Raw genomic sequence first — 15,877 nt, 5'->3', positions numbered from 1 at the left:
CCACTCTGGAGCCACCCGATGACCAGCATCACCGCGTCGCACGGCGACCGCCTCGACGACCTCGTCATAGAGGAACTGGTCCAGGAAACCCGTTCCGTGGGCGACAACCACCTGTGCATCTGCTGGGTCACCTCCCTCCACGACCTGCAGTCCGACGCCGCCGTATCGGCCCGCACCCTCTGATGGCGCCCGTGCAGCGCGCCGCCACCGCACCGCTGATCGGCTTCAAACCCCACCTCCAGGTGGAGTCGGTGCCGGGTGAGGCGGCCTATCTGATCGCCGACCGGCGGGTGACCGCACTGCACGGCACTGCCATCTCGGTCCTCGCGCCGCTGCTCGACGGCACCCGCGATCTGGCCGCCCTGCGGGCCGCGTGCGCGGGCCTGCTCCCCGGAGTCCAGGTGGAACGGCTGGTGAACCAGCTCGACCGGGCGGGTCTGCTGCGCCGCGCGGCCGAGCCCGGCCACTGTGCGGAGCGGACGTACTGGGAGCTCGCGGGCGTGGACGGCGCGGCCGCCGCCGGGGCGCTCGACACCACCGCCGTACGGGTCCTCGCGGTCGGCGCGGGCACCGACCCGGCCGAGCTGCGCACGGCCCTGCGCGCAGCCGAGCTGGCCCTCGCCACCGACGGGACGCCGACCGCCCTGACCGCCGTGGTCTGCGACGACTACCTCAATCCCGAACTGGCCCTGGTCGACGAGGAGTCGCGGGCGGCCGGAGTCCCGTGGTTCCCGGTCCTCGTGAACGGCACGGAGATCTGGGCGGGCCCCTTCCTCGGCGGACCGGAGCGGTCCGGGGCGCCCTGCTGGGCCTGCCTCGCCGACCGGCTGTGGCGCGGGCGGCAGGCGGAGGCCCACGTACAGCGGCTGCTGTCGCGCCCCGGGCCCGCGCCGCGCCCCACGACCTCGCTGCCCGCGGCCCGGCTGGCCGGTCTCCAGCTGGCGGCCCTGGAAGCGGCCAAGTGGCTGGCCGGACACCGCGACGGGCACCAGGCCTCCCTGTGGACCCTGGACACCCTGACCCTCACGGCCGCGCACCATCCCGTCAAACGGCGCCCGCAGTGCGCCAGTTGCGGTGACCCCGGGCTGGTGGCGCGGCAGGTGCGCCGGCCGGTCCGGCTCGCCCCGCGCCCCAAGCGGGACACCTCCGGAGGCGGGCACCGCTCCTCGTCACCGGCCGAGGTCATGGCCCGGTACGGCCACCACGTCGACCCGCTGACCGGGCTGGTCGCCGAGATACGGCGGGACCCGCGCGGGCCCGAGGCCCTCAACAGCTTCCACGCCGGGCACAATCCGGTGGCCGGCACCCCGGGGCTGGGCGCGCTGCGCGCGGGCCTGCGGCACACCAGCTCCGGCAAGGGCGTGAGCCCGCTGCACGCGAAGGTCAGCGCCCTGTGCGAGGCCCTGGAGCGGCACAGCGGCTTCCACCAGGGTGACGAGCCCGTGGAGCGCGGCAGCTTCCGCGGCCTGGCGGCGGACGCGGTGCACCCCGACGCCGTGCAGCTCTTCCACCCGCGGCAGTTCGAGGACCGCAGGCGCTGGAACGCCCGGCACAGCGCGTTCCAGCAGGTCTGCGACCCCTTCGACGAGGACGCCGAGATCGACTGGACGCCCGTCTGGTCGCTCACCGAGCGGCGGACGCGGCTGCTGCCGACGGCCTTCCTCTACTTCAACGCCCCGCAGGCCCCGGGCCGTGCGTACTGCTGGGCCAATTCCAACGGCTCCGCGGCCGGTGCCACCCTGGAGGACGCCGTCCTGCAGGGCACGCTGGAGCTCGTGGAGCGCGACGCCGTCGCTTTATGGTGGTACAACCGCACCCGTCAGCCCGGGGTGGACCTGGACGCCGCGCACGACCCGTGGATCGGTGAACTGCGCTCCCTGCACCGGGGGCTGGGCCGCGAGGTGTGGGCGCTCGACCTCACCACGGACCTCGGCATACCGGTCGTGGCGGCCCTGTCCCGCCGTACGGACCGGTCGGCCGAGGACATCGTGTTCGGCTTCGGCGCGCACCTGGACCCGGCCGTGGCCCTGCGCCGCGCGCTGACCGAGCTGAACCAGCTGATGCCCGCGGTGGTCGACTCGGCCGCCGACGGCACCGGCTACGGCTGCACGGACCCGGAGGCGCTGCGCTGGTTCCGCACGGCCACGGCCGACGCCCTGCCCTACCTGAGACCCGATCCGGCGGCCCCGGTGGTGACCGGGCGCCCGCTGGCGACCGCCGACGTCACCGAGGACGTCGCGCTCGTCCAGGGCCTGCTCGCCGAACGCGGCCTGGACCTGCTGGTCCTCGACCAGAGCAGACCCGACGTGGGACTTCCCGTGGCCAAGGTCATCGTCCCGGGACTGCGCCCGCACTGGGCGCGCCTGGCCCCCGGCCGCCTCTACGACGTACCCGTACGGCTCGGACGCCTCGCGGCCCCGCTCCCGTACGACCGGCTCAACCCCACCCCCCTGTTCGTGTGACGCCCCCGCGCACACCCCACTCTCAGCCCGGACGGTCCCCCCATGCGCATCGACCAGCTCGCAGGCACCGACATCACCGAACTGTGGGCGCTGCGCACCGACTCCACGCTCCGCTACGAGGGCACCTGGAACCCGATCGGGCCCGCCGGTCCGGCGGACCCCGCGGGTCCCGTCGGCGCTGACGGACGCCGCGCCGCCGTCGTCCTGGAGTCCAGCTGGGGCGCGACCCGCATCGAGCACCCCGGTCCGTACTTCGTGGAGCTGCTGCGCCGGATGACGCTCGGTCCCGTCTCCCCCGCCAATGTGCTGGCGCCCTTTCCCCCGGTGCTCTGCGAGACGGACGCGGCCGCGCTGCCCCTCGAGGTGGCGGCCCTGCGGGAGGAGCTGGCCACGGTGGAGAACTGCGTGGTGCGCACGCTCGCCCTGGGCGGCACCCCGCTGCTCTCGGTGGTGCCGATCACCCCGGACGCCCGGTTCGAACCGTGCTCCCCGCCCGCGGACCGGCCCTCGCACCCCTCCGGGCAGCGGCTGTCCCGCTTCGCGGTGCTGCACAGCGCCGGGCGCGGACTGCACCTGGAGTCGCCCCTGTCGCAGCACCGCGTCGAGGTGCACCACCCGGGGGTCAGCTGGGTGCTGGGCGAGCTGGGCGGCGGGCGGGACACCTCGGGCCTGCTCGCCGGACGGCAGCCGCTGGAGCAGCGCGCGGTGCGGCTGGTGCACGCCTATCTGGCGGCGGCCGGCATGGTCACGCCGTTCGACGGGACGGGCTACGCGGAGGACTCCGACCCGGCCCTGACCGGCTGGAGCCCGGCCGAGCTGTTCCTGCACGCGCGCAGCCGGCCCGGCCGGCAGGACGCGGAGCTCGGGGCGGCGTACCCCCTGGCGGCCCGGGCCCCCGTACGGCCTCCGGCGGCGCCCGCGGACGGCGCCGCCTCGGTGCGCCTGGAGCGGCCCTCGCTGAGCCGCCTGCGCTCCGACGACCCGCCGTTCGCCCAGGTGCTGGAGGACCGCCGCTCGACCCGCAGCTTCGCGGCCGAGGGCCCGGACCTGGGGCAGCTCGGCGAACTGCTGTACCGGGCCGCGCGCGTGCGGGCCGTACTCCCGCCGCGGCCGGACGACCCCGCTCCCGCGTGGCGCACGAGCCGCCCCTACCCGAGCGTCGGCGGCGGCCACGGCCTGGAGATCTACGTGGTGGCCGTGCGCTGCGCCGGGCTGCTGCCGGGCGCGTACCACTACGAGCCCATGGAACACCGTCTCGAGCCGGTGCACGGCGACCCCGACGCCCTGGCGGAGATCCTCGCCGACGCCGGATCGCTGGCCGGGCTCGGCGAACAGCCCCCGATGCTCGTCCTGCTGACGACCCGGATGCCGCGCGGGTCCGCCCGCCACGGCCCGGTCGCCTACACCAGCGTGCTCAAGGAGGTCGGAGCGCTGCAGCAGACCATCTACCTGGCCTGCGCGGCCATGGGGCTGGGCGCCTGCGCGCTGACGGCCGGTGACGTGGGCCTGGTGGCCCGCGCCCTGGGTCTGGACTGGCTGACGGAGCCGAGCGTCGGGGAAATAATCCTCGGCCTCCCGCGCGCCAATTGATAGGATTCTCACATTCCGCTGACATCCGATATTGATTCAGTTCTCAACAAATATCCGGTACGACAAATGCGCGACAACGGGTCCGGCCACGGAGGCCGGACATCATCTATGCTCGCTCGCGTCGGCGGAAGCCCCGCCGGCTAGGGGGCGAATATGCATGTGAACACCTTTGCCGAACAACCATCCACAGATACCGGACAGCAGCGGGCCCGTGACCTGGCGCCGCGTGTGGCCACCGGTATCACCGCCGTCGTCCTGTGCGGATTCTTCGCAATCGCGGCCACGTATCTCCTCGCGGCGCATTTGCATCCGGCCATACTCATCTCCGCGATCCTGCTGCTGGTGGCCACGCTCTCCACTCAGCTGCTGCATTCTTTCGCACGTCAAAAGGTGCTGTCCTTTAGGCCGCCGAAGGCGACCTTGATCGCGCAGGGCTTCCTCACCTACGGGCCGTTCCTCTTCCTCGGAAGGGCCTGGCTCGGAATGCCCGGGTTCCTCGCCGCGTCCACGCTGCTGCTGCTCCCCGCGGCACTGGCCTGGCCGTTGTTCGCCGCGGAGATCGTGGCGACCGATGTGATCGTCTCCGAGTTGGGGGTCAGCCCGGCGGACATCGCGTACACGACCGTCGCCACGATCCTGACCGCCCTCGTGGTGTACGGCCTCTCCCGGCTGAGCGAACTCGTCAAGGAGGTCGACGACTCGCGCGCCGAACTGGCCCGGCTCGCGATCGCCCAGGAGCGGCTGCGGTTCGCCCGCGACCTGCACGACCTGCTCGGCTACAGCCTCTCGGCGATCACCCTGAAGTGCGAACTGGCCTACCGCCTCGTACCCCGGCAGCCCGACCGGGCCCAGGAGGAGCTCACCGAGATCCTCCAGACGGCACGTCAGGCCCTGGCAGACGTCCGCACGGTGGCCCGCGGCTACCGGGACATGTCACTCGCCGTCGAGGCCTCGACGGCGGAGTCGATGCTCTCGATGCTCGGCGTGCGCACCGCCGTCTCCCTGAACTGCGGTGAACTGCCCACCGCAGCGGACACGGTGCTCGCGACGGTGCTGCGGGAAGGGCTGACCAACATGCTGCGGCACAGCAAGGCGGAGAACGTGGAGATCACCGGGGACCGGATCGGCGAGGTGGTGCGGCTGAGCATCACCAACGACGGCGTGGGCCGCACCGGCCGCATCCCGGCCACGGACGCCACGGGGAGCAGCGGCATCTCCAACCTCACCGCGCGGGTGGGGGAACACGGGGGCCGGCTGAGCGCGGAGATCCGCGAGGACGGCTGGTTCGCCCTGACGGCGGAGATCATGCTGCCGGCCTCCGAGGACACCCTGCAGGAACAGCAGGGTGCGCTGGCCTGACCGGCGGGCACGTCCGGCGGGGTGAACCCGCCGGACGTGCCCGCCGGGGGCCGTCCCCCGGAGCCTTCCTCAGTGCCTTTCCCGGGAACCTTTCCTCAGTGCCTTTCCCGGGGACCCTTCCTCAGAGCCAGCCGGCGTCGCGGGCGATCCGCACCGCGTCCACGCGGTTGCGCGCGCCGAGCTTCGTCACCGCGTTCGTCAGGTAGTTGCGCACCGTTCCCGCGGACAGGAAGAGCCGGACCGCGATCTGCGCCGCCTCCTCACCCTCGGCCGCCAGCCGCAGTACCTGCAGCTCGCGCGGGGTCAACGGCTGCGGACCGTCCTGCAGTGCGGCCAGGGCCAGTTCGGGGTCGACGACCTGGCGCCCCTCCGCGACGGCACGGATCGAGGCGACGAGCCGGTCCGGATCCGTGTCCTTGTGCAGGAATCCCGATGCCCCCGCCGCCAGCGCCCGGCGCAGGTTCCCCGTGCGGTGCAGGTTGGTGAGCATGAGGATGCCGCAGCCGGGCAGTTCCTTGCTGATCACCCCCGCGGCCGTGATGCCGTCCATGCCCGGCAGGTCGATGTCGAGGACCACGACGTCCGGCCGGTACTTCTGTGCCTGCGGAAGGATGTCCAGGCCGTTGGCCACCTCGGCCACGACCTCGATGTCCGGTTCCAGTTCCAGGAGCGACACGAGCGCCCTGCGTAGCATGAGCATGTCCTCGGCAATCAGAACACTGACCACTTTTCCCCGTTCCCCCGTTGCTTCTGCGTGGCGGTGAGGCGGCGTGGTCCGCGCGAGCGCTCCCGGCAGCCCCACGGCCCTGCGATGGATGCGATGGATGTTCCATACATCCACAAGTCCCCTGTATCGGGACGGCCGTTCCTCGTACGTGACGGAAAATCGACCACCCCGCGAGTCTACTCGATCACTTCCAGCAGGGCCCGGGTCACTTCGTCGAGGAAGCCGGAATCGAGCATGCTCCCGGCCGCCGTGTCGGAGGAGGTCTCCCATCCCGCGGTGTGGCCCGCCACGCTCAGCAGGTGGGTGCCCTGGATCGGGTACGCCGCGAAGGACCACTCCCCGGGCGAGAGGGGCGTGCCGTCCCGCGACACCAGGTCCCCGCTGCGCTGGTCGAATCCGAATCCGGTGAATCCCATCCGCATTCCCTGCCCCATCGCCTTGGTGTACGCCTCCTTGAGCGTCCAGAGCCGCAGGAGCGCGTCCGAGCGCTCCGGCTCGGGCATCGCTCCGATCGTGTCGCGCTCCGCAGAGGTGCACAGCAGACGGCGTAGCCCTTCGTACGACATCCGGCGGACCAGCGGCTCCATGTCGACGCCGATCCGGCCGCGCCGGCTGAGCGCGACGGCCGCCACGTCGCCGGTGTGGGTGAGGGCCACCTCGACCTGGTCGCAGCCGCGCAGGTACGGGCGGCCGCCCGGCCGGTAGGCGAGGTCCACCTCCTCGGGGGAGACGCGCAGCACCGCGGCGGCCGCGTACCGGGTGAGCAGGCGGGTCGCCACGAACCGGGCGCGCGCGGCCGGGTTGGTCATCGCCCCGTGCCGCCGCCAGTCGTGCGGACCCAGGCTCGCGCGCAGCCGGGGCGAGTCGAGGTCCCGCGGCAGCCAGCCGGTCCAGCGGGCGTGCGCCACCGCGGTGCCGGAGCGGGCCATGTCCTCCAGCACGCGCTCCCACGGGGCGTCCGGTCCCGGCACCTCGACGGGCACGGCGAGCGGTGCGCCGGTCACGGCCGCTCCACCTCCAGGGGCCGGGCCCGCAGATCGTACGAGCGTCCGGTGCGCCACCGCTCGAGCGCCTCGTCCAGTACGCCCTCCCCTGCCACCGCGGGCAGTTGCGGCAGTCCGGTCATCCCCAGCCGGTGCCCGAGCCGGCGCAGCGCCAGCACCAGCCACGAGGGGTGCGCGGCGAAGGAGCCGGTGCCGCTGCGCCACTCCCAGGTGGACAGGGCGGCGCCCGCGGCGCTCACCAGCACGTAGCGGTCGGTCAACGAGTAGATCGCCGGCCCGGGCGCCACCGGGCGGCCGTCGGGAGACAGGGAGCGCAGCCGCTCGCGGAGCAGCCCGAGCTCGCCGACGAACGCGGTGACCAGCCGGCGCAGCACCGGGCCGTACGGTCCGGGCGCGCTGCGGTCCAGTACCCGCCGGGCACCGTGCACCAGGGCCGCGGCCAGGGTGTCCTCGCCGCCCGCCACGGCGAGCGCGCCCAGGTCCAGGGGCGGCAGGTCGGGGCGGGCCGTGTAGAGCCCGTGCGGCGGCTCGGGCGCGGTGAACCAGGACCGGCCCGCGAGCCGGGCCAGCTGCGGCACCAGCACCGCCTGGCAGGTCGCCGTGCCCGCGTGGCCGAGTCCGGCGGCGGGCATGTCGCGGAGCAGCTTGCGCAGCTGGGCCGCGCCCGGCTCGCCGTCCGGGCCCGCGGTGCCCAGGATCTGCGCCAGGTCCTCCAGGCCGTCCCGGATGATCTCCGGCACCAGGTACTTGACGGTGGCCGAGGTCAAATGGGCGCTGTGCGGGACCAGATGGAGGGTCCGCAGCGCACCCTGCGTCACGCTGTCGCACAGCAGCAGGTCGGCGAGGACCCCGGCGAGGACCGCGCCGAACCGGGGCCCGATGCCGCCCGGGGCCTGCCGGGCGGCGGCGGCCACGGCCGCGCGCAGCACGGAGTCCGCGCCGGACACCAGGGCGGCCGCGATGAGTGCGCGGCTGAGCTGGGTGGTCTGCAGGGCCAGCCGCATGCCCTGTCCCTCGTGGCCCACGAGGGCGTCCTCGGGCACGGTGTGGCCGTGGAGTTCGAGCCCGCCCATGTAGCCGCCGCGCAGCCCGTCGGTGGGGTGCCGGTCCAGGATCCGCGCTCCCCGAGCGCGGCCCGCCGCCTCGTGGGCGGCGCGGTCGAAGGCGTCCCGGTCCAGCAGCAGCACCGAGTGGCTGCCCGGACCGTTCGTGGCGGTGCCGTTGCGGGCGTACACGGTGAACACCCCCGCCCGGTCGGCGTTCATGACGGCCTCCTTGCGGCCGTCGAGCACGAACCCCGGGCCCGGACCCCGCCCCCGGACCCGCCCGGGCACCGGCTCCGGCCGGGTCGCGGTCACCTCGCCCGTCAGCAGGGCGTTGCCGTGCGCCAGCGCGTGGTGCACGATCGCCGCCCGGCCGCCGCCGCGCAGCAGCCCGGCCACCGCCTCGCGCTGGCGCGCGCTCCCGGCGGCCCACACCGGTGAGGCCGCGAACAGCGAGGTCATCCCGTGCCCGAACCCCAGCGCCAGGTCGCGCCGGAACACCGCCCCGAGGACCGCCGCGAGCCCGTCGGCCCGCTCCAGCCGCCCGCCGGAGGCCACCGGTACGAACTCGGCCCCGAGCCCGAACCCGTCGAGCACGGCCTCGCCCGCCGCGCAGCGGGCGCCGATCCGGTCGGCCTCCAGCAGCGCCCCGAGGCCGACGGGCCCGGCCGGGTCGTACGGGTCCCCGAGCATGCGGTCGAGCCGGCCGGCGCGGTCGAAGGCGTCCGCCTCCGGGGCGGCCCCGGGGGCCTCGGGGTCCCGGGGCGCGGCCGTGGCCTCGGGCGTGGCGGTCCTCCCGGCCGTGGCCACGGCCGGCGCCGCGCCGCCTTGCTGGTCGCGCACCTGCGTCAGCCCCCTCATCCGCCCGCCTGCCCGGACACGTACAGCGGTCTCAGCTCACCGCGCAGGTACATCGTCCGCACCGCCGAACGGCGGATCTTGCCGCTGGTGGTGCGGCGGACCGTGCCGGGGCGGACCAGGAGGACCTCGTGCGGCGTGACGCCGAACTCCTCGGCGAGACTGCGGCGCACGGTGCTCGTGAGGTGGTCCGGCGTCGTGTGGACGCTGTGCCTGACCTCCTGGACGACCACCACCCGGTCGGGCACGGACGGCTCGCTCACGGCGAAGACGGCGGCGGACACGAACGAGCGGCCGTTGTCGAGGAGGGCCCGCTCCACGTCGTGCGGGTGCACGGCGGCGCCGTCGACGAGCATGACGTCCTTGAGCCGTCCCGTGACGACGAGTTCGCCGTCGGCCAGCATCCCCAGGTCTCCGGTGCGCACGAAGCCGCCCTCGCCCGCGGGGGTGCGCCGGCCGTACGTCTCGGCCGTCTCCACCGGCCGGTTCCAGTACCCGGCCGTCACGGCGGGCCCGCGCACCCAGATCTCCCCCACGCTTCCCTCGGGCAGCGGCGTGAAGCTCTCCGGATCGACCACCCGGACCTCGACCCCGCGCACCGGCCCGCAGCTCACCGGGGCCCGCCCGGCGCCGCGTACCGCCTCGCCGGGCGCGGACACCGCCACCAGCAGGGTCGCCTCCGCGAGCCCGTACCCCACGACCAGCGCGGCCGGGTCGAACCCGGCCGGGGCGAAGCGTTCGGCGAAGGCCCGCAGGGTGGCGCCGGACACCGGTTCGGCCGCGTTCACGGCGGTGCGCCAGCCCGACAGGTCCAGCCCGGCGAGCCGTTCGTCGGTGACGAGGGCCGCGCAGCGGGCGTACATCGAGTCGGGCGCGGCCGCCGCGGTGATCCGGTGCCGGCCGATCTCCTCCAGCCAGCGCACCGGATCGCGCACGAGCAGGGTGGGCGGCATGAGCACGGCGGTGGCGCCCAGCCACAGCGGGTGGAGCAGCTGGCCGATCAGGCCCAGGTCGTGGTGGAGCGGCAGGCAGCCACCGATCCGCGAGTCCGAGTCGGTGCCGATCGCCTCCTGGACGGCGGCCATCGTCGCGGCGAGGTTCCCGTGGGTCACGATCACCCCGCGCGGCTGGGACGTGGAGCCGGAGGTGTACTGGAGCAGCGCCTCGTCCCCGGCCCGGGCCGGGCCGGAGGCCGCGCCGGCGCCCCCGCCGGACCGCTCCGGATCCGGGTCCGGCAGCGGCAGTTCCGCGTCCACGGCCCGGCACTCCGTGGTGCCGAGCCCGGCGAGGGACAGGCTCTGGGTGAGCTCGGCCGCGAAGGCCCGCTCGGTGAGGGCCAGCAGCCCCTTGGCGTCCTTGACGATCGCCGCGGTGCGCTGGGCGGCGGCCCTCGAGGCGGACGGCGGCGGTACGGGGACGGCCACGGCCCCCGCGAGCAGGCAGCCGAGCATCGCCACGGCCGCCGTCGGCCCGTCCTCGACGGCCACGACGACCCGGCGCCCGGCCGCGCCGCGACCGGCCAGCCAGCAGGCCAGCCGCCGGGTGCGCAGGGCGAGCTCGCCGTAGCTGATGCGGCTCTCCCGTTCGCCCCGTACGTGGACCACGGCGTCCCGCTCCGGCCACCGCTCGGCGTACGACGCCACCCTGCCCGCCAGATCCTGCGGTTCCAGGCCTCCGTCCATGACGCAACCTCCCTGCTCAGACCACTCCGGATTCTCTCCACCGAGTGTTGGCCCCCGGGCTCGACGGGAGCTCGAACCCGGGTGGGCGGCGCGCGGCCGGCCGGCTCAGGCGGCGGTCCAGTCCTCCTCGTCGCCCCGGTGGTAGGCGGCCATCAGCTGCCGTCCCAGGTCCAGTTCGAGATCGCTGAGCGGGATGTCCGGGCGCAGCCGCTCGGGGTGTCCCGCCGGCGGCTCGTGCAGGTACCGCGGGGCCGGCCGCGCGGGCGCGGGCCTGGTCAGCATCCGCACCGCGGCCTCCTGGCCCTCTCCGTGGAGATAGGTCGCTCCGTAGGCCATCAGGGCCTCGGCGAGCCAGCGCCGGACCCTGCCCAGCACCGTCCGCCTCTTCCACCACTCCGCATATGGCATCCGCGCCTCCTGACCGTCAGTCGCCCCGCCGCTGCAAGGTGGGGATCCTCGCTCGCGTCTTCCTGGAGCCCGGCTGCAGCGGGGAGGAACCGCGCCCGGGCGTGGCTTCATTTCGCCCCCGCGCACCGCCTCCGCCGTCCCGGGTCCGCTCCTCGGGGTCTGGCTTTCCGGCCGGTTCCGGCCGGTGCCCCGTGAACAGGAAGATCAGTACGAGGGTCACGGTCAGCGACCCCAGGCCACCTCCCCAGAGCACGACCCGCACCCCCCAGCGCTCGGCCAGCCACCCGGAGGCCAGGGCGCCGAGCGGGGTGGAGCCCTGGAAGACGAGGGAGTACAGGGCCATCACCCGGCCCCGGTACTGCGGGTCGGTGCCCAGCTGGATCCGGTGGTTGGCGGCCTGCGCGAAGTAGACGGACCCGAAGCCGGTGCCGGCCAGCAGGACCAGGGCCACCGCGTAGCCGGAGGCGAGCCCGGCCGCCGTCTCCACCGCGGCGAAGCCGATGGCGGCGCCGAGCACGAGGCGCTGCGAGGGCCTGCCGCTGCGGGCGGTGGTCGCGAACGCCGCGGCCAGCGAACCGGCCGCCAGCGCGGTGGTGAGCATCCCGAACGAGGCCGAGCCGGTGTGGAACACCGTCTTGGCCAGCAGGGGCAGGGTCAGCTGGAAGTTGAAGCCCAGCAGGCCCACGCACGCGACGAGGGTCAGCGGCAGGACCAGGTCCGGGCGGCTGCGCAGATGGCGCAGCCCGTCGGCCACCTTGGCGCCGTGCGGCCGGATCCCGCCGCGCAGCAGCTCCTGCGGCCGCATCAGCAGCAGGGCGGACACCGTGGCCAGATAGCTCACCGAGTTGAGCAGGACCACGGACACCACGCCGAAGCGGCCGATCGCCACGCCCGCGAGGGCCGGCCCGACGATCCGGGCCACGTTGAAGTACGCGGCGCTCATGGCGGAGGCGTTGGGCAGCAGGTCCGGGCCGACCATCTCGCTGACGAACGACATCCGGGCCGGGGTCTCGACGGCGGACACCGTGCCGAGGGCGAACGCGAAGACGTAGATGTGCCACAGCCGTTCTGCCCCGGACAGCAGCAGCAGGCCGAGGAGGAGGGCGAGCACGCCCGCGGCGACGTTGGCCAGAACCAGGAGGCGCCGCTTGTCGTGGCGGTCGGCGAGCCGGCCCGCGTAGAGGGTGAGCAGCAGGACCGGGGCGAACTGCAGGGCGGTGATCACGCCCAGCGTCTGCGCCGAGTCGCCCGACATGGACAGGACCAGCCAGTCCTGGGCGACGAACATCATCCAGCCGCAGGTGACGGAGAGCACCTGCCCGATGGTGAAGCAGCGGAAGTTGCGGACGGACAGGGAACGCAGGGGACGCATCATCGGCATGGGCCCTTCTCCCCCGCGGCAGTCGAGAAGGACTCAAGTCCGCTGCGCCACGGACACCTCCGGGGTGGCGCCGAAGGCCCTGACGGCCTGGTAGTAGGTCCAGGCGGTGCCCTCGCACGAGGTCCTGCGCACGCCCGCGTACCGGGCGCAGACCCGGTTCAGGTCGGAGCGGAACATCTCGTCGAGCCGGGACTTGGCCGCCGGGAAGCCCATCGCCGCCTTGTAGTTGCGGTAGCCGAAGTCGTGCCGGGCACAGGCCATGCGGAAGGGGAAGCCGAAGGGGTTGTCCGGGGACGTGGTGCAGTAGTCCGTGGACCAGTCGAAGCCGTACGCCGCCCACGCGTCCCGGTTGCCGCGCGCCGCGGCCCAGGCGCTCTGGCTGGCGCCGCTCGGCTGCGTCCAGCCGGTCAGCACCTGCGGCTTGTCCGCGGGGACGAGCGGGGCCCGCGGGGCCGCGGACGCGGGCGGCGCGAGGAGGAGTACGGCCGCGGCGGCGCAGGTGGCGAGCGCGGAGGCGCGGGCGCGGATGGCGGGGGCGGCGGGGGCCGGGGCGGCGGCGCAGGCCGCGAGCGCGGAGGCGCGGGCGCGGGCGCGGGCGGCAGGAGCGGGGGCGGCAGGGGCCGGGGAGGCGGAGGCAGGGGCCGGGGAGGCGGAGGCAGGGGCCGGGGAGGCGGAGGCAGGGGCCGGGGCGGTGGAGGCCGGGGCGAGGGCTGGGCGAGGGCGCACGTCCTGTCCAACGACGCGCGCCATCCCGGGTGTCGGGGTGCCGCGCGGGTGCCGCCGGGTCAGTCTTCGTCGGTCAGCCCCGCCTGGTGGGCGAGGAGCGCGGCCTGGACCCGCCCCGTGCTGCCGGTCTTCTCCAGGATGGAGCCGACGTGCGTCTTGACCGTGCCGATGCCGATGCCGAGCCGGTGGCCGATCTCCAGATTGGCGAGGCCCGCGCCGAGCAGGGCGAGCACCTCCCGCTCCCGGTCGGTGAGCCCGGCGACCCGCGCGGCGGTCCGCGCACCGGGACCGGCCGGGGCGGCGGTGTCCCGCCCGGCGCCGCCGCCCTGGAGCATGCGGCGGATGACGGTGCCGGTGACCCCCGGCGACAGGACGGCGTCTCCGCTCGCCGCCGACTTCACGGCGCTGATCAGTTCGTCGGGGCCCTCGTCCTTCAGCAGGAACCCGGTGGCCCCGGCCGCGAGCGCGCGCATCACGTTCTCGTCGTCGCCGAAGGTGGTGAGCACGACCACCTGCGGCGCCGGGTCCAGCGCGGTGAGCGGCCCGATCGCGGCGAGGCCGTCGAGCACGGGCATCCTGATGTCGAGGAGGACCACGTCGGGGCGGTGCACGGCGGCGAGCTCCACGGCCTCGGCCCCGTTGGCCGCCTCGGCGACCACGTCGATGCCGTCGGCGTGCTTGAGGATCATCCGTACGCCGGCCCGGATCATCTGCTCGTCGTCGGCGAGCAGGACCCGTACGACGCTGCCGGACCGGTCGGACCCCTGCGGGTCATTCACGTGCGCTCCCGGATGGAGTGGGCGAGGGGGACGGGGACGGTGACGCGGTCACCGGCACCATCGGTACCTCGAATCGGATGATCTGGATCAAAATCTCGCCGCGGAAACAGTACCGGGTGAGCTCCAGCCGGTCCCGGCCGACGGTGTCCCGGCTGAACGGGTACACGCAGTCACCGGCGTCCGGCGGCCGGGGCGGCTCGTGCCCGGCGGCGGCGGCGCGGGCCATCCTCTCGTCGTAGACCCCGGCGCCCTCGACCTGCTGCCGGCTCATCCCGATTTCCGGGGGCCGCGGCGGGGAGTAGCTCAACGGCCGGGCGTGGCCGACGAACTGCAGGCCGAACATCAAGGTGGCCCCGATGCCGGCCAGTCCCAGCAGCCCAGAGGCCGCCTGGGCGAGCGGGATCAGCAGCGGGGCCCGCCGCAGCCGCCGGGCCGCGGCGCCCGCGGGTCCCGGCGTACGGTCCTTCGCGCGTTCGGCGTCGGTCTGCGCCGCCGTCGGGGGGACGGCGGGCAGCCGGGCCCGTACGGCGAAGCCCCCGGCGGGATCCGGTCCGGCCGTCAGGTCGCCGCCGAGCAGGGCGACGCGTTCGCGCAGCCCGCTCAGGCCGCGGCCGGTGCCGAGCCCCGCCTCGCCGGCCGCGGGGGCGCCGGCGGAACCGGCGGCCGGCGGGCGCACCGGGGCCCCGTTGGCCACGCGGACGGTGACGGAGTCGGCGGTGTGCTCGATCCGCACCTCCACGGGGGCCCCGGCGGCGTAGCGGTGCACGTTGGTCAGCGCCTCGCGTACGACCCGGTGCACCGCCCGCCGCACCCGCGCCTCCCTGTCCTGCGTGTCGGGCCCGGTCCAGTCGAAGCCGACGGGGACCCCGACCGCGCGGGACTCGGCGACCAGCGCCTCGATGTCGGCCCGGGTCCCGGTGGCGTCGGTGAGCGCGTCGGTGCCGGTGTCCCGGGACAGCGGCCCGAGGACGCCGAGCGCCTCGCGCAGCTCGTGCATGGCGTCGCGGGTGGCGGTGCGCACCTGGTTGGCGCTCTCGCGCAGCTCGTCGGCGCCTTCGCCGCCGCGGCCGCGCAGGGCCATTTCGAGGCCGCCCGCGTGGAGGGAGATCAGGCTGAGGCGGTGTCCGACCAGGTCGTGCATCTCGGCCGCGATGCGGGACCGCTCGTGGATGCGGGACTCGCTCTCGGCGAGCCTGCGGTTCTCCTCCGCCGCCGCGGCCCGCTCGCGCAGGGCGGCGAGGAGCCGCTGCTGCTGCCCGGCGGAGGCCCCGACCAGCCCGGGTACGAAGACGGCGACCGCGGCGAGCACCGCGCCCAGGGTGAGCCCGTACTGCCAGGAGCCGAAGCCCTCGCGGTACACCGAGGCGCCCGCCGTGAGCACGGTGAGCGCGCCGGCCCCGAACAGCACGGCGGCCCGGCGCCCGGCTCCGGCCAGCTGGTGGGAGACGGTGTAGGCGGTCACGGCCATCAGGACGCCGAGGCACGACATCACCCCGAGGAGCGCGCCCATCCCGAGCAGCGCCACCTCCGGGCAGCGGCGGCGTACGACGAACAGGGCCAGCGCGACGAGCGTCAGCGCCGCCCTGGTGTGGGCCGGCAGGGACCCGCCGACCTGGTCGATCAGCCGGAACGCGGCCAGGACGAGTACTCCGCCGCCGAAGGCCTCGGCGGCGGCCCGGAGCAGCGAGCGACCCATGACAGACATATCGATGATTATCCGAGGCCGGAGGGGCGGGGGCTTGAGCCTCGCGGGGGATCCGGTCCTCTGCCGAAGGGCAGAGACGAGACTCAGGTATGACTCGTTGTCACTCTTGGGGCAGACATCGGGTTCGTCCTCGGGAGGGACGCGGGTTACGGC

Annotated in this window: 13 protein-coding genes; 4 read left to right on the top strand and 9 right to left on the bottom strand. The window is 74.8% G+C overall.

What is annotated here, in order from left to right; all coding sequences use genetic code 11:
* Nucleotides 1-18 precede the first annotated feature (18 nt).
* From OG904_RS19760 to OG904_RS19745, 4 genes are all read left to right on the top strand, one after another.
* Nucleotides 19-183, top strand: a complete 165-nt coding sequence (locus OG904_RS19760; RefSeq protein WP_405492748.1) for a hypothetical protein — start codon at nucleotides 19-21, stop codon at nucleotides 181-183.
* Nucleotides 183-2,462, top strand: coding sequence for a TOMM precursor leader peptide-binding protein (locus OG904_RS19755; protein WP_405492746.1), 2,280 nt, complete (start codon nucleotides 183-185; stop codon nucleotides 2,460-2,462). The genes OG904_RS19760 and OG904_RS19755 overlap by 1 nt, the downstream gene beginning before the upstream one ends.
* 42 nt (nucleotides 2,463-2,504) lie before the next feature.
* Nucleotides 2,505-4,052 carry a SagB family peptide dehydrogenase gene (locus OG904_RS19750; protein WP_405492744.1) on the top strand — a complete coding sequence of 516 codons (1,548 nt, stop codon included), beginning with the start codon at nucleotides 2,505-2,507 and terminating at the stop codon, nucleotides 4,050-4,052.
* Between the two features lie 228 nt (nucleotides 4,053-4,280).
* On the top strand, nucleotides 4,281-5,411 hold the full coding sequence (locus OG904_RS19745; RefSeq protein WP_405492742.1) for a sensor histidine kinase: 1,131 nt from the start codon (nucleotides 4,281-4,283) through the stop codon (nucleotides 5,409-5,411).
* 121 nt (nucleotides 5,412-5,532) lie between these two features.
* On the opposite strand, the gene OG904_RS19740 is transcribed toward OG904_RS19745, so the two are convergent.
* From OG904_RS19740 to OG904_RS19700, 9 genes are all read right to left on the bottom strand, one after another.
* The gene (locus tag OG904_RS19740; RefSeq protein ID WP_328298725.1) at nucleotides 5,533-6,138 is read right to left on the bottom strand and encodes a response regulator transcription factor; all 606 of its coding nucleotides are present in this window, start codon (nucleotides 6,136-6,138) and stop codon (nucleotides 5,533-5,535) included.
* 176 nt (nucleotides 6,139-6,314) lie between these two features.
* Nucleotides 6,315-7,142 (bottom strand): 4'-phosphopantetheinyl transferase family protein, encoded by an 828-nt coding sequence (locus OG904_RS19735; RefSeq protein ID WP_405492740.1) that lies wholly within the window; start codon nucleotides 7,140-7,142, stop codon nucleotides 6,315-6,317.
* Nucleotides 7,139-9,046 carry an acyl-CoA dehydrogenase gene (locus tag OG904_RS19730; RefSeq protein WP_405492738.1) on the bottom strand — a complete coding sequence of 636 codons (1,908 nt, stop codon included), beginning with the start codon at nucleotides 9,044-9,046 and terminating at the stop codon, nucleotides 7,139-7,141. The genes OG904_RS19735 and OG904_RS19730 overlap by 4 nt, the downstream gene beginning before the upstream one ends.
* The gene (locus OG904_RS19725) at nucleotides 9,043-10,725 is read right to left on the bottom strand and encodes a fatty acyl-AMP ligase (RefSeq protein ID WP_405492736.1); all 1,683 of its coding nucleotides are present in this window, start codon (nucleotides 10,723-10,725) and stop codon (nucleotides 9,043-9,045) included. The genes OG904_RS19730 and OG904_RS19725 overlap by 4 nt, the downstream gene beginning before the upstream one ends.
* 105 nt (nucleotides 10,726-10,830) lie before the next feature.
* Complete coding sequence (locus OG904_RS19720) at nucleotides 10,831-11,133, bottom strand: DUF6059 family protein (protein ID WP_405492734.1); 303 nt, start codon at nucleotides 11,131-11,133, stop codon at nucleotides 10,831-10,833.
* Between the two features lie 16 nt (nucleotides 11,134-11,149).
* On the bottom strand, nucleotides 11,150-12,514 hold the full coding sequence (locus OG904_RS19715; RefSeq protein WP_405492732.1) for an MFS transporter: 1,365 nt from the start codon (nucleotides 12,512-12,514) through the stop codon (nucleotides 11,150-11,152).
* 33 nt (nucleotides 12,515-12,547) lie between these two features.
* Complete coding sequence (locus OG904_RS19710; RefSeq protein ID WP_405498126.1) at nucleotides 12,548-13,042, bottom strand: phospholipase; 495 nt, start codon at nucleotides 13,040-13,042, stop codon at nucleotides 12,548-12,550.
* A 257-nt stretch (nucleotides 13,043-13,299) separates the two neighbouring features.
* Nucleotides 13,300-13,950 (bottom strand): response regulator, encoded by a 651-nt coding sequence (locus OG904_RS19705; RefSeq protein WP_405498124.1) that lies wholly within the window; start codon nucleotides 13,948-13,950, stop codon nucleotides 13,300-13,302.
* Nucleotides 13,951-14,011: 61 nt separating this feature from the next.
* The gene (locus tag OG904_RS19700; protein ID WP_405492730.1) at nucleotides 14,012-15,724 is read right to left on the bottom strand and encodes a sensor histidine kinase; all 1,713 of its coding nucleotides are present in this window, start codon (nucleotides 15,722-15,724) and stop codon (nucleotides 14,012-14,014) included.
* Nucleotides 15,725-15,877 lie beyond the last annotated feature (153 nt).

The sequence above is a fragment of the Streptomyces sp. NBC_00096 genome (assembly GCF_045041305.1).
Lineage (GTDB): Bacteria > Actinomycetota > Actinomycetes > Streptomycetales > Streptomycetaceae > Streptomyces.
The sequence above is the reverse complement of the archived record's forward strand: the minus strand, read 5'-3'. Positions and strand labels throughout refer to the sequence as shown.